Here is a 23,654-nt window from a genome sequence, read left to right as displayed (position 1 = left end):
GCATCACTTGAGCATCCACTAAAATATCAATTGAATCGTTGTTCCATGGTGCTGTTCGGAGGTTATAGTGATGGAATGACCAAGTCTGTCGGCTACTTCCTTCACCAGATAGAGCCCCATCCCAGTAGATTCCTGGACTGTTCTTCCATTCTCCCCTGTGAAGAAAGGATCGAACACACGGGTTAGATCGCCTGACGGAATGCCGATTCCCTCGTCTTCCACGGACAGGATAATTCGATCTTCCTGCATATATCCGCGGAACCGGATCTTCTTGTTCGTGCCTACTGAATACTTCACGGCATTGGTCAACAGCTGGGTAACGATAAACTTCAGCCATTTTTCATCAGAGATCACTTGAAGCTGAGGGTCAATCTCCAGATAAGGAAAGACATGATTACGAATAAATAAACGTTTTTGCTCTGAAGTAACAGATCTGACCAAGGTATTTAATGACACGGATTCAATATATAAATCATGCTCGAATGAATCAAGTCTTGCCGCATACAGCACCATATCAAGACCCTTGCGCATCCGGTCAAGCTCATCACCCATCGCCGCGGACTCTTCATCATCACGTCCTTGATTCATCAGGTGGAGCACCGACAGAGGGGTCTTCATCTGATGCACCCACTGATGAATAAAGTGGATATGCTGATCAAGCTGCTCCATATCGCCAAGAAGACGAGTTTGATACACACGATTATGGCTCAGCATAAGCTGCTGTAAGCTCTCAGCCAAGGGAGCGTGTTCTGAAGTGTAAGTGATCTCTTCAACCGAGGTTACGGGCTCGGATAGCCTCATGTAAAACCGCCGGTGTGTTAAGTATCGGTATGTCAGATAAGAAGCAAACAATGCACCGCTGAGTAGAGCTGCATACAGCGCGATGGACCAGTCTTTGAAGCCGCCAAGCCAATATACAAACGTGATGACAGCCAGTTGAATGCAGTAAATAAAGATAAGAGGTGTTTGTTCCCGCAAAAACAGTTTAAACTCCTGCTTCATGCTTTAGACTCCACTTGAAGCTCCGGGTGAAGACGATAGCCTATTCCTCGTATTGTCTCAAGGACACCCGGCAATCCAAGTCCGGCAAGCTTCTTGCGAACACGTGTTATGTATACATTCAGTGTGTTGTCATCTACATAGGAATGCTCATCCCAGATCTTCTCCAATAGTCGGTCGCGACTGACAACCTGCCCTGGCTTGCTCATGAATTCATCCATCATTTTGGCTTCGGTATGACTAATCTCAAGCTTCTGATCCATATAAAATAAGGCAAGTCGTTCCATATCAAGAGTAAGACCAGCAAGTGTAACGGTCCGGTCATTGGAAGGAGCAGCATACGAGCCGAAAGCTCTTCTCAGATGACTGTTCAGCTTGGCAATGACGATATCATAATCAAAGGGCTTGGTAAGATAATCATCCGCTCCATTTTCGAGTGCCATCACTTGATCCATCTTACTGTCTCTTGCGGAGATGAACACGATGGGACAGGTTGAAGTACCGCGGATTTGTCTGCACCAGTAGTAGCCGTCATAGCTCGGAAGATTGACATCCAGCAGTACCAGATGGGGCTGGTAGTCTTCGAATTCCCTAAGCACGAAATCAAACTGCTGTACAGCGTAGGTTTCAAATCCGAATTTATGTAAGTGTTCAACAAGCAGTGATACCAGAGACCGGTCGTCCTCAACGATCATTATTTTAAACATTTCTATTCTCCTTCGTGGAATATGTAATGATTGTACCAAATTTATTGGTTTGATAAAAAGAAGCAGTAATTTGAGTTGACAAGTGAGAGAAAGAGAGGTATATTCACTTTTGTTAATCGTAATCATTACTAATAAGCGAATTGCAGGGGGATTTATCTTTGAAAGAACAAATACCAGTTACCGTACTTAGTGGATATTTAGGATCAGGGAAAACGACCATGCTGAATTATGTATTGAACAATCGTGAGGGCTTGAAGGTTGCAGTCATCGTGAATGATATGAGTGAGATCAACATCGATGCAGCGTTGGTTAAAGGCGGAGCAAATCTGTCGAGGACAGAAGAGCATCTGGTAGAATTATCTAATGGCTGTATATGCTGTACATTACGTGAGGATCTGATGCATGAGATCAAGCGTTTATCGGAAGAGAAGCGGTTTGATTACATTCTGATTGAGTCTACAGGGATCTCGGAACCCATGCCGGTAGCACAGACCTTCTATTATGCTGACGATGCTTCAGGTATTGATCTAACGTCTTATGCAAAACTGGATTGTATGGTCACCGTAGTTGATGCCAATCGGTTCAGGCATGATTACTCTTCCGGAGAGAGTCTGCTTGACCGAAACCAGGGAACTGGAGAAGAGGATACACGAGATCTCGTAGATCTGCTCATCGACCAGATTGAAATGTGCAATGTGCTTGTATTGAACAAGTGCGATCTTGTCCACGAGCAAGAGCTTATTCGAATAGAGCGTATTCTGCGCAAGCTGCAGCCAGAGGCACATTTTATTCGGACTATTCAGGGACAGATCGATCCGAAGGAAATTTTAAATACAGGACGGTTTGATTTTGAGAAGGCGAGTCTGTCTCCCGGCTGGATTAAAGAGCTGCAGAAGGAGACACATACACCAGAAACAGATGAATACGGCATAAGTTCATTTGTTTATCGACGCAGAAGACCCTTTCACCCCGAGCGCCTCGCGGAATTTATGGGAACCTGGCCGGAGGAGGTTGTCCGGGCTAAAGGACTTGCCTGGATTGCAGCACAGGAGGATATGGCGGCAAGTATTAGTCAAGCGGGACCTTCTATTCAATTTGGTCCAGCTGGATACTGGGTGGCAGCATTGCCGGAGCAGGAGCGGGACGAGCTCTTATCCGAGGAACCGGAGCTCCGAAGTAAATGGGATGACGAATTCGGAGATCGTATGAATGAGATCGTAATGATCGGAATTGAGATGGATCAGACGATGCTTGAGGCTGAATTGGACGAATGTCTGCTCACCGATGCGGAGATGACGATGGACTGGTCTCAGCTGTCAAATCCTTTACCATGGGTGCAGACACAAGCTTAAGAAGCAATAAATTTAGGAATGTTAGCTAGTGAACGATCTCTTACGATCGTTGGATTTAAACCAAGAGCTGCTATATAGTAATAATAAATATAAATGAAGAAGTGTGGTGGCTTCATTATGCTGGAAGCAGAGAAAGAGCTGCTCATCAGTCAGCAATCCTCCAACCTGTGGACGAGAAGGAGAAGAGAGCTGGCTGCCTGGATCGAGCGTCCCAAACCGATAACCGCAGGCAAAGCGCTGTGTGATTTTAATGGAGTGTCCGTAGATGCTGCAATATACCCGGCTTTAATGGCACTTCAAGAAGCTTCCATCCCAACTGAATTTTCGTGTGCAGGAGTCAGTATATTGGATGAGGCGGATGATCACTCCTTATATGCTTATGTTACTATGCTGGATGGTCCGGTTACCGAATGTTTTATGCAGTATGCCATGGAACGGATGGGAAATCGGCTTCTGGTTACGTATGAACCAGGCAGAGGCAGGTACGATGTTTCTTCCTTTTATATAGGACATAATCGGTCGTTTTGTTACCTGCTTGCCGCTGTTGCGCGAAATTTTAAACAAACTTCTTACTATAAATAACGTTTATAGCAATGAGGTGAGTATAAGACGTGAAACGTAATCAATGGATTGCACTACTGATGAGCAGTATTTTGTGGATAGGAGGGTGTGCTCAGGATTCGAGTGCAGTTACGCTTGAGTATTCTGATTCGGCGGCTTATTCCCAAACATTTGATGACCTGAGATTGGGAACAGCCCGATTTTATGACCTGACAATCCCAGAAGAGCTTGAGGGTCAACTGCTGAGAATCAGCCTATGGACAGATGTTTATCTAGATGGGGAGCTGCAGGACAAAATATTGGGGCTTGCTTCTGAGTTTGACCCTGATATGTTATCAGGAACCAAATGGGGATTCCTGATCTTGGATAAGGGTCAGCAGCATAAATACGGCAAGCTGTACGCCGGAAGTGGAAGTACCAGTCTTACGGAATTACCCTCCATCCAAATGAATGAAGACGCTCCTTTTTCAGTGGCTTGGGACGATGGCTTCACTGATGAGGAGCGCGTTGAGCTACAGTTGGGTGAACCTCAAATATTGGGTGTTCAGCGGATGAACACCAAGAACAGGATCAACAGCTTTAGCCCCAATGATGAGACAGCACTGCAGGCCGAAATTGCATTCAATGATACCGTGTATGTCATGTATGCGATGCTGGAACAGACGAGCAATGGTGAATATTAGAACTGAACGCAGGCAAGGATTGCAGTATACTATAAATTGGGAAAAAATAAAGAGCCGGTTTGCTGGGTCATCATCTAATGACTCAGCTACACCGGCTCTTCTGTTGTGTTGCGATAAGGACAATGCAGTAATTTCTATACCTTAACATATAAGGATTCAAGTCCTCTAAGCAGCACATTATCGCGCCACGCAGGAGGTATGTCACCCATTACCATCTGAGGAAAACGGCGAGTAAGCACCTCGAAAGCAATAGCGGCTTCCATTCTAGCAAGCGGTGCACCAAGGCAGAAATGAGCACCACTTGCAAAGGACAAATGCCGGTTCTTACTGCGAGTAATATCAAATACATCCGGGTCATGAAAATAATCTGGATCCCGGTTGGCGGCGCCCAGGTTAACGAGAATCTCGGCCTTTTGCGGGATCAGCTTGCCTCCATATTCTACATCGACAGAAGCGACTCGATTGGTGAATTGCACAGGAGACTCATATCTTAGCATTTCTTCAACAGCTGAGGTTGTGAGCTCCGGGTTAGCAGCGAGCATTTCATAGGATTCGGGATGCTCCAGCAATGTCTTTGTTCCATTACCGATCAGGTTCACCGTCGTCTCATGACCGGCAACCAAGAGCAGGATACAATTATTGATAAGCTCTTCGTCACTGAGTTTGTGCTCTTCCTGCTGCACATGAATTAATTGGCTGATGATATCATCCTGAGGGGATTTTCTCCGTGCTTGTACGAATTGTTTAAAATAATCTCTGATTTCGGCTGAGGAGCGATCTGCCTCTTCAAAAAAATCATCATCCATCAGCGACACATCAAGCAGCTTGGCAAGCGTGTTCGACCATTTTTTGAAAAACTCCCGGTCTTCCTCCGGTACACCCAGCATATCCGCAATAACAACGACAGGGAGCGGGAAGGCAAAGGTCTGCATAAAGTTAGAGTCCGGGTTCAATTCCAATTGATCAGCCAAGGATTCTGCAATGGAATAAATCTTCGGCCTGCTCTGCTCGAGCGTCTTTGGAGTAAACGCATAGGCAACATGACTACGAAGCCGGGTATGCTCAGGCGGATCTCGAAACAGCATCCAGTCCTTCACAAGGGATTGAATATTCTGATAGCGGGGAGATGGTAATTCTTTTCGTTCCTGCTCTGTCAGGAGACGCTCTCGTTCACGTATCATGAGAGGACTCTTAAGGATGGACTGCACATGCTCATATTTGGAAACGATCCACATCCACCGATCCTCCAAATAGACGACCGGATGCTCGCTGCGCAAGCGTTGATAGAATGGATACGGATTGCTATGTAGTTCCGGCTGGAAACCGCTGAAGAAATGAGCAATTTCCTGGGCTGTAAGCTGCGATTCAAGATGATGCATGGTTAAGTGCCTCCATTTTCGTAGGATTAGGATCATAAGCCTTACCAATTCAAATCTTCATCGACTTTTCCTTGTTCTCTGGATTTTGCTTGCTGCGGAAGTACAGGTACAGCACATAAAGGACGAGCAGAGTAACTAATGCAATCAGTATCAGTATGCCGTACTGGTTAATGAGCGCACCGATCTCAAGAATATGATCTCCAAGCGTTCTGCCTATCAAATAATAAACTAGAGTCCATAGAAAGGCAGATGGATAGGCGAAGGCCGCAAATCGGCGGTACGACATGGAGTTCATACCCACGACATACATCGTAACATGCCTTAATATGGGCAGACATAGACTGAGGCTGATAGCGAAGCCACCATATTTGGCAACCCATTTTTCAGAAATCGCGAAAAAACGCTCTGTCTTCTCCGTTCTTCTTAAGCTTTTAAAGATACTGGTTTGTGTTAAGTACCGTCCGACGACATAACCCACAGTCATGGCCGAACAGATTCCCAGGGCTGTCGCCAAAAAAGCAGGCACCTCGATCAGAACTCCTGAAGCGCCAAGCATACCTGCTGTCATGACGACGACTTCGTTGGGAATCGGAAGACCAATCAAGCCAAGACATAATACGAGGAATAAGGCAAAGTATCCAATGCTTCCTATGAGGTCTAATAAAATTTCATAGCCCATTTGATATAAACATCCTATCTTGTTCCAAATTGTAAAACAAAGGGTATACTCATTATATTATACGGGCCTTAATGATCTCCATACCGCCTGAATTAAGAGATTCGGGCTGCTTCGTATAGGCAGCAAGGCTTCCCCGGAACAGCTCTTGCAGCATATCTGCATCTTCAAAATCTGAAGGCTTTACAAAGTGAGGCGGCTTCCGAACAGGAGAGACACCCGCCTGGCTGAGCACATAGGATACGAATTGAGAGCAAAAATACGCATTCTCCCTATGGAGCTCAATCTGCAGCATCACTCCGATTAATCCTAATAGATGATATTTGTAAGTATGCTGCTTGTTCATCATTTCCTTAACCAGGTGGTGCATGGTTTCATATTGTTCAGCTGTAACTTTCAGTCTAAATACCGCGCACTCAGAGGTGTGAAAGAAGGGCGAGCGATAATCCTCGCGGACGAGTCCGGCATTGAATGGATTGGCTGCGTTCTTGCGGCCAAAGCTGTATACTTCGTTCAGTTCAGCATCAAAAGCAATCGACGCATGGTTCAGCGGTGCTTTCGTATAATATTTAATCATTTTAGAAAAATACGTACCTGAAGAAGTCAGAACGATATAAATGTAACTATTCGCTGACATGTAACTTTTCCCCTCCAACAAATCGATAAACCCATTCTAGCTTGTTAGCAAGCAGTTATAAACGTACTGGGGTATTGTTTTGCATCTTGACTATAGTCTATATGAATCCTAGTCTTAAGACTAGGATTATTACAATATTGTCTTATTAACATGAATTTCAAGAAGTATGTGAATATGGGGGCAGTATCCATATTGTGATGTGTGCGGAGTGTATCTCTATGTATACGGTCATGGAAAGGATCCTATGCGTTAGAAGAGGTGAAATTCAGGCTAAGCGAACTGGAAAATAGAGACAAAATCCTAATATAACAAAGAGGATAGCGCTCCCGGTTCTAGGGAGACTATCCTCTTTTTACTGAAGGCTATACTGGACAGAGCTTACTGTTTACTCGCCTGATAGCTGGCAAGGAATTCTTTAACCTTAGCCGAATCAGCTACTAGTTCATTTCCAGTCTTCACAAGCGGACTTACCGTTGACGAAGCTTTGATTTTGTTTCCATTATAGAAGGCAAGAATCTCATCTTGATTAATGGAGTAAAGTACGGCTTTTCTCAAATCTTCACTCTCCGCTACATCTCGTCCCTTTGTATTGAACAAGAGGTAACTTACTCCGTTGCTTTCCATCGTTTGAAGCTTGAGCTTGCTGTCTTGTTCTACCAGATCATATTTCGTTTCTGGAACACCGTAATACATATGGATCTCACCACTGCGAAGAGCAGAGAGAGCACTGTCAGCGTCTTTAATGAACTTCACGATCACCGTTGAAATCTTAGGCTCATGCTCAGTTCCGGTCATATAGCCCGGGTTTTTGTAGAATACAGCTTCGTAGTCATTCTTGTAGGACAGAATGTAAGGACCACTCGCATATAGCGTATTGTTGTACTTGTCGCCTTCGGTTACTGTGTTTTGATCACCATAAGGAATATCCTTGTTAACGTCGAAGCTTGCTACATCATAAGTGTTGATGCTCTTCACTTGCTTCTCGGACACGATTCCTGCGGATTGGTGAGCCAGATAGTTAAGAACCTGAGGGAAAGGCTCTGTAGTCGTCAGCTTCACAACTTGATACTTGCCTGCTTTGTTATCTGCCTGTGTTTTGTCAGCGACAAGCTCTGTAATTTGTCCGTCAAGGCCAGTCTCAAGTGCTTGCTTCACGCTGTCTCCGCTGCCTGCTTGTTGTACACCTTCAAGTGCAGCCAGATCGGTCACGATCTCAACATCTTGAATGTGCTCATGCAGAGAGTAGGTGCGGTGATCCGGAACGGAGTTAGGATCCTTAGCACGATTCAGAGAGAATACAACATCCTCTGCTCCGACGCGCTCTCCCGAATCTGCAGCTTGCTTATCCGTAATTTTGGCAAAATGGATATCGTCACGCAGTACAAAATAGTATTCTGAATTTCCTTCAGCAATGACATTGTTTAAGGACAATGAGCCTTCTGAAGTAATTTGGTCATCGTCTGTCAGATTGACAAGACGAACATACATATTGGTATTCAATGCGTTGATTGAACCGTCATTCCCCTTAATTGGATCCAGTGAAGTCAGAGTGGAGATGGATTGTGTAAGGAGCAGCGGGTCTGTGTCACGCTTGCTGGTATCATTGAAGTCAATGGATTCCCATACCTGAGAACGGGATTTGGACAGTCGGACGGTATCTGCATTCAGTACGTCTTGGTTAATACCTTGGCTCTTCAGAGAGATGTAGAGCGGTGCGATATAAGCTTTGTCGAAGACCAGATAATCTTCAAGAGCTTTGTACGTCGCCTGATATTCATCAGGTGCTTGTGTACTTGCTTCATCAATTAATTTGTCAACTTCGGGATCTGCCATGATGCTGTAATCTCCGCCGCTCTTGAACAAAGAGCGGACAGCATAATCCGGATTCCCTGTGACCGTAGTCCAGCTGGAGAGGGCTACATCATAATTGCCTGCATCCTGCTGAGCTTTGAAGCTGCCGTAGTCCGGCTGCAGGTTCAGCTTGACGTCAAATCCGTTCTTCACGAGCTGATCGCGAATAATATTGACATCGGATTCATTGGCACTGGTAGCAAGCAGCTCGATTTGAACTGCACCGGCTTCGGGCGTTTGTTCGTTAGCTGTAGGTTCATTTTGCTCCGCAACATCCGATTTCGTATTGACAGAGCACCCTGCTACAACCATAACGAGTGCAAGCAAGAGGGGCAGTAGACTTTTTTTCATGGGAAAATTCCTCCTTATAATGTATGAATGAACATGATGGCTTTAATCAAGCTTGGGATCAAGGGCGTCACGCAGTCCGTCTCCCAAGAAGTTGAACGACAAGACAAGCGCAACGATCGCTAGACCTGGGTAGATGGCGAGATAAGAGTGAGATTCAAGATAAGTACTGCCCACCTTCAGAATATTGCCCCATTCCGGAATGTGAGGCTCTACGCCTAATCCCAAGTAACTCAGACTACTAGTTGCGATAACAGCTCCGCCGATCGTAAGTGTCGACTTGACAATCATAGGCGCAAGCGAGTTTGGTACAATGTGCTTGAAAATGATAGACAGGTTGCTTGAGCCAAAGGCTCGGGCAGCATCGACATACTCGAAATTCGATACCATGAGTACGTTAGCGCGCATCGTTCTTGCGTAGGTCGGTATCGAGCCGACACTGAGTGCAATGATCAAGTTCGTTGTATTTGCACCAAATGCAGCGATGATAGCGATGGCCAGCAATATACCGGGAATAGCGTACAGAACGTCCAGTAAACGCATAATTACATTGTCAGCACGTCGACCATAATAGCCTGCTAGTGCTCCAAGTATTCCGCCTATAATAACCGGAATTAAGGTAGACATGAAGCCTACGATGAGCGATATTCTTGCACCGAACACGATACGGGAGAACAAGTCTCGACCGAAATGATCGGTACCCAAGGGATAGCTCAGACTTGGTGTCTGCAAGATAGCGCTGTAATTGTTCTCGATGGCCATATCATAGTCAAATGTGAAATAGCTGCATACCGATATGGCGAACATCAGAATGATGAAAAATAGACCCAGCATCGAAGTCGTATTTTGCGTAATTTTCCCCCACACGCGTTCCCACTTGCCGGAAGTTACCGTATAAGAGCTGCGTACTTTAATCAGCAGACTCACACCTAACAGTAAAGCAAACAGGTTGCCTGTAATGCTCGTGATGATCAGTGGAACTGCGATGTAAACCATCCAATTTGGTGCCTGATCATAGCTGACATATTTCGCTGTCAAGCCAAGGACGATGAGATCGAACAGAAGGACGACCGCAAGTACAAACATGGCAGGAAGAAATGTGTCGGACACATAAGGCTTAAATAGATTCAACGCAGATAATACAATGACAAACAGCTGAGTAAGAAGTAGGTATACAGCGAGTGTATACTCGGCGGACTTTTTCTTCTTGATCAAATGGAATGCGGAAGCGACGATAAAAATGTTACCTGTCGCAACGGACAGCAGCTGCACATATCCCAGCGCTCTTGTAGAGCCGCGGATCTCGCCATGCTTCATCAGATCTTTCCTTATAAGAACAGTGATGATGATCTGCAGAATCGTAAACAGGCCATAGGCTGCAAAAGCAGTGAAGCCAATAGTCTGCATACTGCCGGTGCCCCAATCGAAACTGTTAAATAGAAAGATCAGCGTTAGAGCAAGAGAGACAACCCATGTAAATTGAGATTGTACATATTCGGTAGATAGTTTAAGCTGTCCGGAACGAGAAGCATGCTTTAATACCATGGACATAAGAAGCACCTGCTTTAATATTGTTTCATTCTGGATCTGATCCGAGGATCAAAGAACGCATACAAAATGTCGATAATGACATTAACGATGGAGATCGTGATTGCGGTGTATACGACTCCCCCTAGAATACCAGGGATATCAGGTATAAACTGCTTATCGACGATGTAGCTTCCGATACCGCTGATGTTAAACACTTTCTCCGTTACTGCAGCACCGCCGAGCATTCCGCCAAACTGAAGCCCAATGACCGTAATGATCGGGATAATGGCATTGCCCACGGCATGCTTCCAGAGTACGGCTCTTCTACTAAGTCCTTTTGCTTTGGCTGTAGTAATGTAATCCTCGTGAATGACTTCTAATGTAGAAGAACGGGTCATTCGAGCAACGGCGGCGGTAAGGCCGGTACCGAGCACAATGGTCGGCATGATGATCGAAGCTGCATTCTCAGGATTAAAGGTGGCGGGAAGCCAGCCCAGCTTAATTGAGAAGTTCATAATAAAGATGAGCCCTTGCCAGAAGTTCGGGATGGATAGACCGATCAGTGCGACGAACATAAAGGTGTAGTCAAAAAAGGAATTAGGCTTGGTTGCTGAAATTATGCCTACAGGAATCGCAATGATGATGGCCATAAGAAGTGATATCAGGGTCAAAGTAAGTGTAATCGGAAATTTACGTGCGATACTCGACGCTACATCTTCATTGCCGGTGTAGGAAGTACCGAGGTCAAACAACGCTATTCCCTTCAGATTGTTCCACAGCTGTGCGAAATAACTCTGATCCAGACCGTAAATGTGATTAAAATTCGCGATTTGCTCCTTCGTCGCCCCTTCGCCGAGAATGTTGGCAGCCGGATCGAATGGAGATAGGTACAGGATTGAAAATACTGCAATGGTGACTCCGATGATGACGAAAAAGCTCATGATCAGTCTCTCAAAGATATACTTCACGTAGGGGTTGCTGTACAGAAGAATAAGTATGTACATCAATAGTCCTGGAAGTAATGAAATACCAAGGAACAAAGGCTGCTGCAGCCAGGACTGAAACCTCTGATGATAGCTTCGCTGATCCAGACCAAGGGCTCTTCCTCGTTCTTCAGCCTGGAGCAACACTGCGGACTGGAAAGATTCCTCTGTCCATTGTTCAGCCTCTGCTTCAAGCTGTATTGCTGATACCTTCTGATTGAAAAAAGCATGCTTGCGCTCCAGCTGGGTTATGTATTTTCGTTTCAATTCATCCCGGTCGCCTGAAGCGATCAGCTCTGTTCTAATTTGCTCCATGAGTGAAGAGGAAGATTGTTTGCCTCTCCGAGACCAATGAATGAAGAAAGTGACCAAATGAACAGGCAGTCCCAGGATGATCAGTGCCCAGGCATACAAGGGGCGATGCAGCATTTTGCCATAGGCTTCACTGATAATATCTGAAAAACGGAAATGCACAGGTGACTGGGAAGGTTCCGGTGATCTCGCAATTTCCATATCGTTTACCTCCTTTCTAAAGAAATTGCATTATTCCGATCAATATAGTATATTTTATTTGCGGTTTAGAACCTTGTCAATCACCAGAGTGACAAAATTTACATAAGGTCAATTCATTTATCAATTTCATAACTCTCAGATGTTAAGAGATTGAATTCTATTCATTAACTTTATAAGCAGGTGAACATCGTGGAGACTATTTTACAGGTTCATAATTTGCAAGTATCCTTCCGATCACAGGAACGGGAATTTGATGCAGTTAAAGGGATCAGCTTTGATGTGAAGAAGGGAGAGACCCTGGGAATTGTCGGTGAATCCGGAAGCGGGAAGAGTGTAACTGCCCGCTCGATCATGAGGCTGCTGCCATCACCTCCTTCCCGCATGAAGGATGGGGAGATTTTGTTCCTGGGTCAGAATTTGGCTCACAAATCGGAGAAGGAGATGGAATCGATCCGTGGAAGAGACATCGGCATGATTTTTCAGGATCCGATGACCTCTCTTAATCCAACGATCCGGATTGGCAAGCAAATTGCCGAAAGTCTGATCAAGCATCGGAACATGTCGAAGAAGGAAGCGAAACAGGAAGCGATCGAAATGCTGAAGCTGGTCGGAATTAGGGAAGTAGAGGCAAGGTATAATCAGTATCCTCATGAATTCTCGGGAGGGATGAGACAGCGTGCGATGATTGCCATCGCGCTTGCATGCAGACCTTCATTACTGATTGCGGACGAACCGACGACGGCACTGGATGTTACCATTCAGGCCCAGATCTTAAATGTCATGAAGCATATGCAAGAGAAATTCGGAACCTCTATTATACTGATTACGCATGATTTAGGCGTTGTAGCCGGAATGTGTGACCGTGTCGTGGTGATGAAGGATGGAGAAATTGTAGAGAAGGGAACGACAGCGGAAATATTCGAGCAGGCTGAGCACCCCTATACTTTGAAGCTGCTGAATGCATTGCCAAGACTGGATGAGAAGAAGAAGCCGAAGCCGGCACCTCAGATTATTACTCCATTTCGCAATGAACCTCTGCTGGAGGTGAATGGGCTTAAACAATATTTTGATCTTGGCAAAGGAAAGGTAGTTAGAGCCGTTGACGATATCAGCTTTTACGTTAAACCAGGCGAGACGCTTGGCGTCGTTGGTGAATCGGGTTCAGGCAAATCAACGACAGGAAGAGCGATACTGAGACTGCATGAGCCGACGGCAGGTGAAGTGCTGTATCAAGGCATGCCCGTCAACCGATTAAAGGCCAAGGAAATGAAAATGATGCGCCGTCACATGCAAATGATCTTTCAGGATCCCTATGCGTCTTTGAATCCGAGATTCAAAATTGTCGATATTATTGGTGAAGCAATGGATGTGCATGGTCTTAGCGGCAGCAAGGAAGCTCGTAAGAAGAGAGTAGAGGAGCTGCTGGATATGGTCGGCCTCGATCCGGCATTTGCAGACCGCTATCCGCACGAATTCTCTGGCGGACAGCGGCAAAGAATCGGAATTGCACGTGCGCTTGCGGTCGAGCCGAAGTTTATCGTCTGTGATGAGCCGTTATCTGCTCTGGACGTATCGATCCAATCTCAAGTAGTGAAGCTGCTTGAAGAGCTGCAGCATAAGCTTGGGCTGACTTATCTGTTCATTGCCCATGATCTTTCGATGGTTAAGCATATTAGCGACAGGGTGGCTGTTATGTACGCCGGGAAGATCGTGGAGCTTGCTGAAAGTGAGCAGCTGTACTCCAATCCGCAGCACGAATATACGAAGTCACTGCTTGCTGCAATCCCTGTGCCGGATCCCAAGGTTGAAGCCCAGAAGACAAGAAGACTCCTGGAAGAGCAGACAAGTGAGGATAGGTACAATTTGCGAAATTCGCAGCTGGTTGAAGTGTCAAAAGGTCATTTTGTCGCTATACCTGCAGGTTAATAAATTGAATATTATGAAATGGATTCGATGCTATAGCCAAAAAACTGTCTTTCAAAATAAGACGGTTTTTTTGTTTTTGTAAGATGAATGATAAAGAATGCAGTGAATTCGTCACCAAACTACAAAATGCTGCAATATCCTCAGGGAAGAGCTGATTAAATTGATCTGTATTTTACATAATGTACGATATTTTTTATTAATCAAATGATAGAATAAATTGCTAGATACCAAATATTTACTATTAGGAGGAGAAGGATGAGAGAAGCTTCGGGATTAATCAGACGCAGCAAATGGTTTAAAGCGGTTACCGCATTATCCCTTGCGGCTACTATTCACACAGGATGGGGGATTGACGTTCCTTCCGCTCATGCAGAAGGTCCTGCGGATCCGGCACCATATATCAACGCAAAGGTTGTTAACGAGAATGCCGGAAAGAAAATATTGTTTGATAATACGCATGCACAGACGGCAGGTGCGGCAGATTGGGTTATTGACGGTGGTTTTTCCGATTTTGGCAATGCTTTGGCAGCCGATGGTTTCTATGTCAAAGAGCTACGCAAATCCACTCCGATCACACTAAGCGACTTGTCTGATTACGATGCATTTGTCATCGCAGAACCGAATGTCCCTTTCAAACAAAGTGAACAAGCAGCCATGGAACAATATGTAGAGCAGGGCGGAAGCATCTTTTTCATCGGTGATCATTATAATGCAGACCGTAACAAGAACCGCTGGGATGGCTCTGAATCCTTCAACGGGTATCGGAGAGGCGCCTGGACAGATCCCGCCAAGGGAATGAGTACTGAGGAGAAGAACTCGGCCGCTATGCAAGGCGTCGTCAGTTCGGACTGGCTGTCGGATAATTTTGGTGTCCGCTTCCGCTATAACGCACTTGGCGATGTGGATGCGAATGTCATTGTGGAACCAGAACAATCCTTCGGCATAACCGAAGGGGTAGACTCTGTAGCGATGCATGCGGGCTCCACGCTTGCTATTACTGACCCGGAGAAGGCAAAGGGCATCGTGTACGTGCCTGAGACGAATGAGGCATGGGGCAATGCAGTAGATCAGGGCGTATACAATGGCGGCGGCATTGAGGAAGGACCTTATGTGGCCGTATCTAAAGTAGGCCAGGGTAAAGCAGCCTTTATAGGTGATTCCTCACCGGTCGAGGACGCCACACCGAAGTATGTTCGAGAAGAAACAGGAAGCAAGAAGACGACGTATGATGGCTTCAAGGAGCAGGATGATGCGGTGCTGCTGGTGAATTTGATGAATTGGTTGACAGATCAAGAGAGTTATACGGATCTGACAGAGATTTCCGGTCTTGAGCTCGATCAGCCGACAGAGTTGCTTGCTTTTGAAGAACCGGCTGCATCAACGGAGCCTCAAGCAGAGCCTTGGTCTCAACCTGCAGCAGGCTACAAGTGGTGGGATCCATCGACGTTCAAGCCAGGATCTTATGGAAGCACAACTCCAGCACCGTCGAACCCGGCTTACAGCTTTGTTCACCAAGACGAGCTTCCGAATGCAGAAACGTTCCAGATTCGGGTCGTGATCAACAATCTTGCGCCGAACAGTACGGTATCAGGATATAGTGCCGGAATTTATTTGGCAGGTGGAACACAAGTTGCGAAGGTACAGAATGAGAATGGCACGTGGCCGAGCGCATACGGCTATAGTCAGACCTTCAGTGTGACAGCCAATAGTCAAGGTACGGCTTACAAGGATCTGACGGTACAGATCAAACCGGGAACGACAGGTGCTGCGAGCTTAAGACTTAGACAAAACGGCTCCAACCTCCTGACTTCCCCGGTGACGATTGCGAATGTAACTGCCGAACCGTTACCCGATGAAGAAGAGGAGTCTCCCCAGATAAGCTTAATTCCGATCAGTGAAGCACGTCTCCAGCCTGAAGGCACTGTGGTCAAAGTTGAGGGTGTAATTACAACTCAGCCCGGTGCATTTGGCGGTCAGGCGTTCTACATTCAGGATGAAACAGCAGGGATTTATGTTTATCAAACACAAAGCGGCTTCAATACAGGTGATAAGGTGCAGATTACTGCACCTTTAACACTGTATAATACTGAGCTTGAGCTGGCTGATGTTGTCTCTATTGAGAAGACAGGCACCGCTGATCTTCCACAATCCAAGGAAGTGACAGCGATCAATGATAGTAACCAAGGTCAGCTCGTTACATTAAAGAATGTAACCATTCAGAACATCATCACGGCTGCTCCGACGGGATCTTTTGAATTTGATGCGGTCTCGGATCAAACGAATCATATTCGGGTAGATACTAGAACAGGACTAAGCCTCGAAGAGTTCCCTTATCAGGAAGGCGACCAAGTCAGCATTACTGGAGTTTCTACTATTTTTCGTGGGAATTATCAGTTAAAGCCAAGGGGGATGGAGGATATTGTTCCGGCGGAAGAAACGGAAGAGCCTCAAGAGCCTGAAGAACCAGAGGTTCCAGAAGAACCGGTACTTGCTGGCGGTGTGCCTGGACATGCTGCACTGACGAGCAATCACGGATACACTGGGCTGAGAAATGGGAATTATGATGTAACGATGAATTTGTGGTGGGGAAACAATGCAACAGAGTACAAGCTGTATGAGAACGGTGAACTCATTGATCAGCAGAAGCTCAGTGACAAGTCTCCGGAGAGACAAACAGCAACGACCTCGATTACGGGCAAAAGCAATGGTACGTACGTATATACTTACGAACTGACGAATACTTATGGAACGACTACAGGCTCCGAGCTTGTTGTTACGGTGACCGATGCGAATCCAGGAAAAGCAGTACTCTCTAATGACAACTGGGATCACGATGGCAACTACTCCGTATTCATGAACTTGTGGTGGGGAACAAACGCTCATACTTATCGTCTATATGAGAACGGAGAGCTCCTCGAGGCTACAACACTTGTGCCGAGCTCTCCTAATGGTCAGCAAGCGGTGATTGCCATTCAGAATCGCGCTGCTGGAACCTATGAATATGTTGCGGAGCTGGTTAACGATGCCGGCGTTACACAAACAGACAAGATCGTTGTAACGGTAAAATAGAGGTTTACAATCCATACAAATTAGATTAATATTTATTCTGTAATTAAATAGAACGTGAATTGGACCCCACTTTTATTGTTTTCTGGATTCTAAAACAATAGGAGCGGGGTCTTTTTATGGAGGTTAACAGCTTTGTTACAACTTATGAAGAACTCGTTTTATGTGTTTTTGGCAGCTTGCTCGTTTGGGATTTTGTCGAGCATCGTTAAGCTTGCCTACCAGCAGGGGTTTACATTCCAGGAGGTGACCCTTGGGCAGTTTGGATCAGGCTGGCTGATCATGCTGATTCTCATGCTTATTTTCTCCAGGAAAAAGGTGAAGCTGGGACAATTTATTCGTCTTGCCGGTGTGGGGGCATGCACTTGTTTGACAGGAGTGTTTTACTATTTGTCACTGCAGAGTATTCCTGCGTCGATCGCCGTGGTGCTGCTGTTTCAATTTACTTGGATAGGGGTCGTCATAGAAGTCATCACAACACGGCAAAGACCTTCCAAAGCAACGGTCATATCCATTCTGTTATTGCTCTTGGGCACCGTACTGGCTGGAGGTGTTATTGGGGCGAATCCAATGGAATTGAGTGTGCAGGGGGTATTTCTTGGGCTCATGGCTGCGGTTATGATGGCGCTGTTCATATTTTTCAGTGGCCGGGTCGAGACAGCAATGCCTACGATTTCAAGAAGCTTCTTCACCTCAACAGGGAGTTTGCTGCTCCTGCTGCTGCTTCATGTCACGATGTATGGCCCATCAGCTGTATTGCAGGTTTCTTTAGAGAATGGATTATGGATATACGGACTGATCCTTGGTATTTTCGGTGTTGTCATACCGGTGCTTCTGCTAGCTCTTGGTGCACCAAAGATTAGTATTGGACTGGCTTCTATTCTAAGCGCTGGAGAACTTCCTGTTGCCATACTTGCTTCTATATTCGTGCTTAATGAGAGGGTATCCGCCCTGCAATGGATCGGTATTACCGTCATTCTGATCGGAATCGCCTATCCTCAGGTCGCAGGCCGGAAGCGGCAGGAAGAGAGCGGAGCAAATCCAATTGAAAGCTACTCCTCATAAGGGGATTATATAATAAATGTAAAAAACCTTTGAGCGGTGTGATAGGTTCACACTGATCTCAAAGGTTTTTTTATGATCCGAATTTTACTTTGTAATGCTCTCTACAATGCTATCAACGATTTGGGTATTGGCCACCGTACCGGTGTAGAGCCAGCTTGTGTCAGCACTGAATTCGTACACATTGCCATTCTTCACAGCCGGAATGTTCTTCCACAACGGATCGTTTAATGCTTCTCCGCCTGCCCCTTTATCACTGTTGATCAGGAAGAGGTGGTCTGCGTCAAGCTCGGCCAGCTTCTCAAGCGAAATTGGAAGCCAGTTGCCAGTACCCGTTGTCGAAATTTCCTTCACAACCTCAGGAACAGCAAGTCCAAGATCATCGTACATTACTGTACCGCTGGATAAATCTTCGCTTACCATATAGAACTGATCGGATACGAGCCAAATGGCAGCAGCGGATTCACCGCCTGCAGCTTCATTAAGCGCAGCTTTGGCTTCAGCGGCCTTGGCGTCATAATCATCAAGCGCTTTCTGTGCATCTTCTTCCTTACCAAGCACTTCCCCGATCTTGAGGAGCTCATCTCTCCAGTCATTGTTCTGTTCTGAACCAATAACATACGTAGGAGCGATCTTGGAATATTGCTCATATTTATCTCCGCTCGCCATATCTGCCGAATCGAGGATAATCAGATCAGGTTCAAAGCTCGCTACTTGTTCAAATGGAAGATCGTGTGGAATGGTTGGAACATCCTTTAGCGAGCCTTGCAGGTAATCCTGAATACCGTTAGCTACAGACCACTGTGCTACTGGAGTTACACCGAGAGCAACCAGGTTGTCTTCCAGATAAGTCGCGAGTACGCGCTCTGGATTTGCTGGAATGGTAACCTCATGACCCATAGCGTCAGTTACAGTTCTCTCTGTCGGTTCTTCAACCTCGCTCACAGGTGCTTCCGTCTCAGCTTGTGAAGCATTGTTTGGAGATGTGTTACTATCTGTACCCGATTCACTGCTGCCGCAGGCGGCAAGAAATGTGGACACGAGCAGCAAGCTCGCCAGAAGCGAGACGATTTTCTTTTTGGAATTCGACATGTTGGTTCCCCCTAATTTGTATGTAAATCACTTAAAGAATGATAACAATTCTCATTATCATTTGCAATCTATTTTTTTGATACAGAAAAAGGTAGCTATTTATATAGTAGAAACTACACAAGAGTGAAACAAAAATTTCAGTTTTTTCATCCAATTTCCGACCGATGTCCATGCGCTCAAGCTTGTGTCAGAAGTAGGCCAAGGGTCGCAGTATGTGAAGGCAGACTTTTGTATTTAAGGAGCCGCTTCAAACCAGATTTTGGGATGTCCGATATTGACGCTTGCTGGAATGCGAGGTTATTCCGATGAAAAGCAAATACCATTACATACCATTTTTGATGTGGACAAGTGTAGAGGCAGGACCGTATTTTCAGACATAAAAATAGTACTAATGACAGGCATGCGATGTCGAATACGACAATAAACGCGTGGTTTTTCGATGGAAAATACCGGATAAAATCCATGGTGAGCTGCATAAGGCAACATTATAATGAGAACCGTTATCAACAAAATGATAATCATTCTCAACAAAAACAGAGGTGTTGTCGAAATGGCTTCTGCAAGCCTGACAGGAAAAGTCGCTGTCGTGACAGGAGCAGCCCAAGGAATTGGAAAAGCGGTAGCCAAGGTGCTTGCTGCAGACGGAATTCAGGTTGCTCTTATTGATTATAATGCATCACAGCTTCACGATACCGTAAAGGAATTACAAAAGGAGGGCTATGCTGCAGCTGCATTTCCTGCGGATGTGCGGGAGAGCAGCTCTGTCGATCATGCGATGCAGCAAATTATCCGGGAAATGGACCATATCGATATAGCCGTCAATGTAGCCGGTGTCCTCGATACAGGACCGGTTGCTTTTATGGATGACGAGGATTGGCATCAGACATTTGCTGTTAACACACACGGCGTTTTCTATGTGAGCAGAGCAGCAGCGCGTCATATGATTCCTCGCAAAACGGGTGTAATCATTACCGTCGGCTCTAACGCATATGCCATGCCTCGTGTAAACATGTCAGCCTATGCTGCTTCCAAAGCAGCTGCTGCCCACTTTACGAAATGTCTCGGACTTGAGCTTGCTCAGCATGGAATCCGGTGCAACATTGTATCGCCAGGTTCAACGGATACAGACATGCAGCGCGGCATGTGGACTGATGAATTAGGTGCTGAAGCGGTTATTGGCGGTTCTCTGGAAAACTACCGGGTCGGCATCCCGCTTGGCAGAATTGCCGAAGCAGAGGATATAGCAGATACGGTTGCTTTTCTAATCTCAGATAAGGCGAAGCATATCACGATGTGTGAGCTCAGAGTAGATGGCGGCGCTACACTTGGTGTGTAGTGTGAATATATGAACGACTTAGGAGGCGGGTTTTATGAAAACAGGGGTTAAAGAAGTCAGCCCTTCACAGCAGCTGCTTGAACAATACACTCCGGGAGAGAACTTCTTCTTTGCAACACATAACCACACTTTGTTGACAGAAGGCTGTGCTCTCCGGGTTCTGACCAATGGTGAAGTGAGGGACTGGAAGGAACTGGCCGAACAAGCGACGGAAATATTGCGTATTCAAGAGCAATCAACCGGGAAGCCCTGCATTCTTGTCGGAGCAGTGCCATTTGATTGTAATGATCCTGTCCAGCTCTATATACCGAGTTCATTCAGGCAGGCAGAAGGACTAACGTTTACGAATGAAACACCGCAGCATGAACTGAATTTATCAGACTATACAGCAACACCGGTTCCAGAACCTGAGGTGTATCAGGAAGGAGTTACCCGGCTGCTTGAACATATTCGTCAAGGTCGTGTGAACAAAGCTGTACTTGCACGTTCTCTTCAACTGGTCTCTGATCGGCCAGTAGATGCTCGTGCTTTGCTTCACCAGCTGGCTGCTCAGAATACAAGCGGGTATACGTTTGCTGTACCCCTTGAGACTAAGCGGATTTCTCCGCCTCACGACGAGCATGAAGCATTGCACCAAGAATCAGGTACGACGCTGCTAGGTGCCAGCCCTGAGCTCCTGGTCTCGAAGAAGGGACTTGAAGTGATATCCAGTCCACTTGCAGGCTCCATACCACGCAGTGATGATCCGGAAGAGGATCGGAAGCGGGCTGCCGGATTAATGGAGTCGGTCAAGGATCTACATGAGCATGCGTTTGTAACAAGAGCTGTTGCAGAAGCACTTAGACCCTACTGTAAACAGCTTGAAGTTCCGGACAGACCATCACTCGTTGCAACGGAAACCATGTGGCATTTGGCTACAACGATTCGGGGAGAGCTTCTTAGCTCAGATACCTCCTCCTTGGAGCTGGCTTATGCTCTTCATCCGACTCCTGCCATTTGCGGGACACCGACAGATGAAGCAAGAGAGCTCATTAAGGAGCTTGAAGGATTTGATCGGGGTTATTATTCCGGAACGGTGGGCTGGTGTAATGCAGCTGGAGACGGAGAATGGGCGGTCACGATCCGCTGTGCTGAGGTTGGAAAAAGGTATATCCGATTGTATGCCGGTGCTGGAATTGTAGAGGGCTCGAGGCCTGAGGATGAGCTGCGAGAGACTTCAGCCAAGATGGGAACATTTCTTAAGGCGATCGGATTTAAGAACGAAACGGAGACGATGGTGAACAAGGAGGGAGTATAATGCTGGATGGCTTCACAGCCTGGCCGCAGGAGGCAGCGGATAAATACCGTGAAGCGGGTTATTGGCAAGGAATTACGTTTGGAGAGATGCTGAAACAGAGGGCTGAGGTTTACGGTGATCATCTTGCTGTTGTCAGCGGTTCAAAAAGATGGAGCTATCGCGAGCTGGATCAGAAGGCTGATCGACTGGCTGCGGGGCTCTTGAAGCTGGGGATCAAGAAGGAAGACCGGGTTGTCCTCCAGCTGCCTAATATCGCTGAATTTACTCTGGTGATTTTTGCGCTTTTTCGGATAGGTGCACTGCCTGTATTTGCTCTCCCATCTCATCGAAAGAGTGAGATCAAATATTTGGGCGAGTATTCTGAGGCTGTTGCTTACATTATCGCTGATCAATACAGCGGATTTAATTACTGCAGCCTGGCAGAGGAGGTTGTTACCGAATTGCCTTCATTGCAGCATGTCATTGTGGTAGGAGAAGCAGGCTCATTTTTAAACATTGAAGAGCTTGATCAGGAACCGCTGCCGCTGCCTGAAGTTCGTTCTGGAGATGTGGCCTTTCTGCAGCTGAGCGGAGGAAGTACAGGGCTGCCGAAGCTGATTCCACGGACGCATGATGAATATATTTACAGCCTGCACGGAAGCGCAGAAATATGCGGATTGAGTGAATCCAGTGTATATATGGCTACACTTCCAGCTGCGCATAACTTTCCACTGAGCTCCCCAGGGGTGCTGGGTACTTTGTATGCGGGAGGACGAGTGGTGATGTCGCCGGGACCGAGTCCGGATGAGGCATTTCGGTTAATCGAGCGGGAAAAGGTAACCATTACGGCACTCGTTCCACCGCTTGCACTCGTATGGCTCGAGGCAGCGAAGACACGTAAGGAGGATCTCAGCTCCCTTGAGGTGTTGCAGGTAGGGGGGGCGAATTTTACGACAGAAGCTGCCATCAAGGTGAATGCGGCATTTGACTGTACGCTGCAGCAGGTATTTGGGATGGCGGAAGGCCTCGTCAATTACACGAGACTTGATGATCCGGATGAGCTTATTTTATATACCCAAGGCAGCCCGATCTCCCCTGATGACGAGATTCGGATTGTAGATGAAGATGATGTACCGGTCGCTCCTGGAGAAATCGGACATTTGCTGACCCGGGGACCTTATACGATACAGGGTTACTACAAGGCAGATGAGCATAACAAGAAAGCCTTCACGAAGGATGGGTTCTACCGGACAGGCGATTTGGTTCGTCTGACGAAGGAAGGCTATCTCGTTGTTGAAGGCAGGGCCAAGGATCAGATCAATCGAGGCGGCGAAAAAGTAGCGGCAGAAGAGCTGGAGAATCACCTGCTGGCCCATGAAGGGGTGTATGATGCTGCTGTTGTTTCCATGCCGGATGCTTTCTTGGGAGAACGCACCTGTGCCTACATTATTCCGAAGGATACCAAGCTGACCTTGCAGGAGATACGCAGATTTTTGCGTGATCGTGGAGTCGCAGATTACAAAATACCAGACCGTGTGGAGTGTGTCGAGTCATTCCCGATGACTGCCGTCGGCAAAGTCAGTAAGAAAGCATTAAGAGAAAAAATTGCAGCAGAGCTGAATCCATTGCAGGAATCATTAAAAAGATGAACTCGAAGATACACTTAGAAAGGATGAA

General features: G+C 46.4%; 18 protein-coding genes. 9 read left to right on the top strand and 9 right to left on the bottom strand.

Annotation, left to right across the window (positions count from 1 at the left end):
- Nucleotides 1-18: 18 nt before the first annotated feature.
- Together TCA2_RS23510 and TCA2_RS23505 are read right to left on the bottom strand one after the other, a co-directional pair.
- Complete coding sequence (locus tag TCA2_RS23510) at nt 19-1,002, bottom strand: sensor histidine kinase (RefSeq protein WP_047914037.1); 984 nt, start codon at nt 1,000-1,002, stop codon at nt 19-21.
- Entirely contained in the window at nt 999-1,706 is a 708-nt protein-coding gene (locus TCA2_RS23505) for a response regulator transcription factor (protein ID WP_047914036.1), read from the bottom strand. Before TCA2_RS23505 ends, TCA2_RS23510 begins: the two co-directional genes overlap by 4 nt.
- Before the next feature lie 158 nt (nt 1,707-1,864).
- On the opposite strand from TCA2_RS23505, the gene TCA2_RS23500 reads away from it, so the two are divergent.
- From TCA2_RS23500 to TCA2_RS23490, 3 genes are all read left to right on the top strand, one after another.
- Nucleotides 1,865-3,058, top strand: a complete 1,194-nt coding sequence (locus TCA2_RS23500) for a GTP-binding protein (RefSeq protein ID WP_274520948.1) — start codon at nt 1,865-1,867, stop codon at nt 3,056-3,058.
- A gap of 117 nt (nt 3,059-3,175) precedes the next feature.
- Entirely contained in the window at nt 3,176-3,640 is a 465-nt protein-coding gene (locus TCA2_RS23495; protein WP_047914034.1) for a hypothetical protein, read from the top strand.
- 29 nt (nt 3,641-3,669) lie between these two features.
- Nucleotides 3,670-4,302: a hypothetical protein gene (locus TCA2_RS23490; protein ID WP_047914033.1), complete on the top strand. Its 633-nt coding sequence runs from the start codon at nt 3,670-3,672 to the stop codon at nt 4,300-4,302.
- A gap of 134 nt (nt 4,303-4,436) precedes the next feature.
- Here the strand turns inward: TCA2_RS23490 and TCA2_RS23485 are convergent, their stop codons facing one another.
- From TCA2_RS23485 to TCA2_RS23460, 6 genes are all read right to left on the bottom strand, one after another.
- Nucleotides 4,437-5,681, bottom strand: a complete 1,245-nt coding sequence (locus TCA2_RS23485) for a cytochrome P450 (RefSeq protein ID WP_047914032.1) — start codon at nt 5,679-5,681, stop codon at nt 4,437-4,439.
- Between the two features lie 49 nt (nt 5,682-5,730).
- The gene (locus tag TCA2_RS23480; protein WP_047914031.1) at nt 5,731-6,360 is read right to left on the bottom strand and encodes a DedA family protein; all 630 of its coding nucleotides are present in this window, start codon (nt 6,358-6,360) and stop codon (nt 5,731-5,733) included.
- Between the two features lie 52 nt (nt 6,361-6,412).
- A complete protein-coding gene (locus tag TCA2_RS23475) occupies nt 6,413-6,994 on the bottom strand; it encodes a hypothetical protein (RefSeq protein WP_047914030.1) in 582 nt (193 codons plus the stop codon).
- 378 nt (nt 6,995-7,372) lie between these two features.
- Entirely contained in the window at nt 7,373-9,196 is a 1,824-nt protein-coding gene (locus tag TCA2_RS23470) for an ABC transporter substrate-binding protein (RefSeq protein ID WP_047914029.1), read from the bottom strand.
- 42 nt (nt 9,197-9,238) lie between these two features.
- On the bottom strand, nt 9,239-10,738 hold the full coding sequence (locus TCA2_RS23465; RefSeq protein ID WP_047914052.1) for an ABC transporter permease: 1,500 nt from the start codon (nt 10,736-10,738) through the stop codon (nt 9,239-9,241).
- A gap of 20 nt (nt 10,739-10,758) precedes the next feature.
- Nucleotides 10,759-12,219 carry an ABC transporter permease gene (locus tag TCA2_RS23460; RefSeq protein WP_081872788.1) on the bottom strand — a complete coding sequence of 487 codons (1,461 nt, stop codon included), beginning with the start codon at nt 12,217-12,219 and terminating at the stop codon, nt 10,759-10,761.
- A gap of 189 nt (nt 12,220-12,408) precedes the next feature.
- Between TCA2_RS23460 and TCA2_RS23455 the strand changes: the two genes are divergently transcribed.
- The 3 genes from TCA2_RS23455 (at nt 12,409) to TCA2_RS23445 (ending at nt 18,276) form a co-directional block, all read left to right on the top strand.
- Nucleotides 12,409-14,145, top strand: coding sequence for an ABC transporter ATP-binding protein (locus TCA2_RS23455; protein ID WP_047914028.1), 1,737 nt, complete (start codon nt 12,409-12,411; stop codon nt 14,143-14,145).
- A gap of 255 nt (nt 14,146-14,400) precedes the next feature.
- A complete protein-coding gene (locus TCA2_RS23450; RefSeq protein WP_047914027.1) occupies nt 14,401-17,214 on the top strand; it encodes a DUF5689 domain-containing protein in 2,814 nt (937 codons plus the stop codon).
- A 132-nt stretch (nt 17,215-17,346) separates the two neighbouring features.
- Nucleotides 17,347-18,276: a DMT family transporter gene (locus TCA2_RS23445; protein WP_052512282.1), complete on the top strand. Its 930-nt coding sequence runs from the start codon at nt 17,347-17,349 to the stop codon at nt 18,274-18,276.
- An 84-nt stretch (nt 18,277-18,360) separates the two neighbouring features.
- Here TCA2_RS23445 and TCA2_RS23440 read toward each other — a convergent pair whose 3' ends face one another.
- Nucleotides 18,361-19,365 carry an ABC transporter substrate-binding protein gene (locus TCA2_RS23440; protein ID WP_047914026.1) on the bottom strand — a complete coding sequence of 335 codons (1,005 nt, stop codon included), beginning with the start codon at nt 19,363-19,365 and terminating at the stop codon, nt 18,361-18,363.
- A gap of 550 nt (nt 19,366-19,915) precedes the next feature.
- Between TCA2_RS23440 and TCA2_RS23435 the strand changes: the two genes are divergently transcribed.
- From TCA2_RS23435 to TCA2_RS23425, 3 genes are read left to right on the top strand one after another with little or no spacing between them, the layout of a single operon-like run.
- The gene (locus TCA2_RS23435) at nt 19,916-20,701 is read left to right on the top strand and encodes a 2,3-dihydro-2,3-dihydroxybenzoate dehydrogenase (RefSeq protein ID WP_047914049.1); all 786 of its coding nucleotides are present in this window, start codon (nt 19,916-19,918) and stop codon (nt 20,699-20,701) included.
- A gap of 34 nt (nt 20,702-20,735) precedes the next feature.
- Nucleotides 20,736-21,998, top strand: a complete 1,263-nt coding sequence (gene dhbC, locus TCA2_RS23430; RefSeq protein WP_047914025.1) for an isochorismate synthase DhbC — start codon at nt 20,736-20,738, stop codon at nt 21,996-21,998.
- Complete coding sequence (locus TCA2_RS23425; RefSeq protein ID WP_047914024.1) at nt 21,998-23,626, top strand: (2,3-dihydroxybenzoyl)adenylate synthase; 1,629 nt, start codon at nt 21,998-22,000, stop codon at nt 23,624-23,626. Before dhbC ends, TCA2_RS23425 begins: the two co-directional genes overlap by 1 nt.
- The last annotated feature ends 28 nt before the right edge of the window (nt 23,627-23,654 follow it).

The sequence above is a fragment of the Paenibacillus sp. TCA20 genome, assembly GCF_000732325.1.
GTDB classification, from domain to species: domain Bacteria; phylum Bacillota; class Bacilli; order Paenibacillales; family Paenibacillaceae; genus Paenibacillus; species Paenibacillus urinalis.
This window is presented reverse-complemented; position numbering and strand designations above follow the sequence as displayed.

What these genes read in the sequence shown, in the direction of transcription:
- TCA2_RS23460 (WP_081872788.1), bottom strand. Translation starts at nt 12,219, where the DNA reads ATGGAAATTGCGAGATCACCGGAACCTTCCCAGTCACCTGTGCATTTC.
- TCA2_RS23440 (WP_047914026.1), bottom strand. Translation starts at nt 19,365, where the DNA reads ATGTCGAATTCCAAAAAGAAAATCGTCTCGCTTCTGGCGAGCTTGCTG.
- TCA2_RS23510 (WP_047914037.1), bottom strand. Translation starts at nt 1,002, where the DNA reads ATGAAGCAGGAGTTTAAACTGTTTTTGCGGGAACAAACACCTCTTATC.
- TCA2_RS23425 (WP_047914024.1), top strand. Translation starts at nt 21,998, where the DNA reads ATGCTGGATGGCTTCACAGCCTGGCCGCAGGAGGCAGCGGATAAATAC.
- TCA2_RS23450 (WP_047914027.1), top strand. Translation starts at nt 14,401, where the DNA reads ATGAGAGAAGCTTCGGGATTAATCAGACGCAGCAAATGGTTTAAAGCG.
- dhbC (WP_047914025.1), top strand. Translation starts at nt 20,736, where the DNA reads ATGAAAACAGGGGTTAAAGAAGTCAGCCCTTCACAGCAGCTGCTTGAA.
- TCA2_RS23485 (WP_047914032.1), bottom strand. Translation starts at nt 5,681, where the DNA reads ATGCATCATCTTGAATCGCAGCTTACAGCCCAGGAAATTGCTCATTTC.
- TCA2_RS23480 (WP_047914031.1), bottom strand. Translation starts at nt 6,360, where the DNA reads ATGGGCTATGAAATTTTATTAGACCTCATAGGAAGCATTGGATACTTT.
- TCA2_RS23435 (WP_047914049.1), top strand. Translation starts at nt 19,916, where the DNA reads ATGGCTTCTGCAAGCCTGACAGGAAAAGTCGCTGTCGTGACAGGAGCA.
- TCA2_RS23465 (WP_047914052.1), bottom strand. Translation starts at nt 10,738, where the DNA reads ATGGTATTAAAGCATGCTTCTCGTTCCGGACAGCTTAAACTATCTACC.
- TCA2_RS23505 (WP_047914036.1), bottom strand. Translation starts at nt 1,706, where the DNA reads ATGTTTAAAATAATGATCGTTGAGGACGACCGGTCTCTGGTATCACTG.
- TCA2_RS23495 (WP_047914034.1), top strand. Translation starts at nt 3,176, where the DNA reads ATGCTGGAAGCAGAGAAAGAGCTGCTCATCAGTCAGCAATCCTCCAAC.
- TCA2_RS23470 (WP_047914029.1), bottom strand. Translation starts at nt 9,196, where the DNA reads ATGAAAAAAAGTCTACTGCCCCTCTTGCTTGCACTCGTTATGGTTGTA.
- TCA2_RS23475 (WP_047914030.1), bottom strand. Translation starts at nt 6,994, where the DNA reads ATGTCAGCGAATAGTTACATTTATATCGTTCTGACTTCTTCAGGTACG.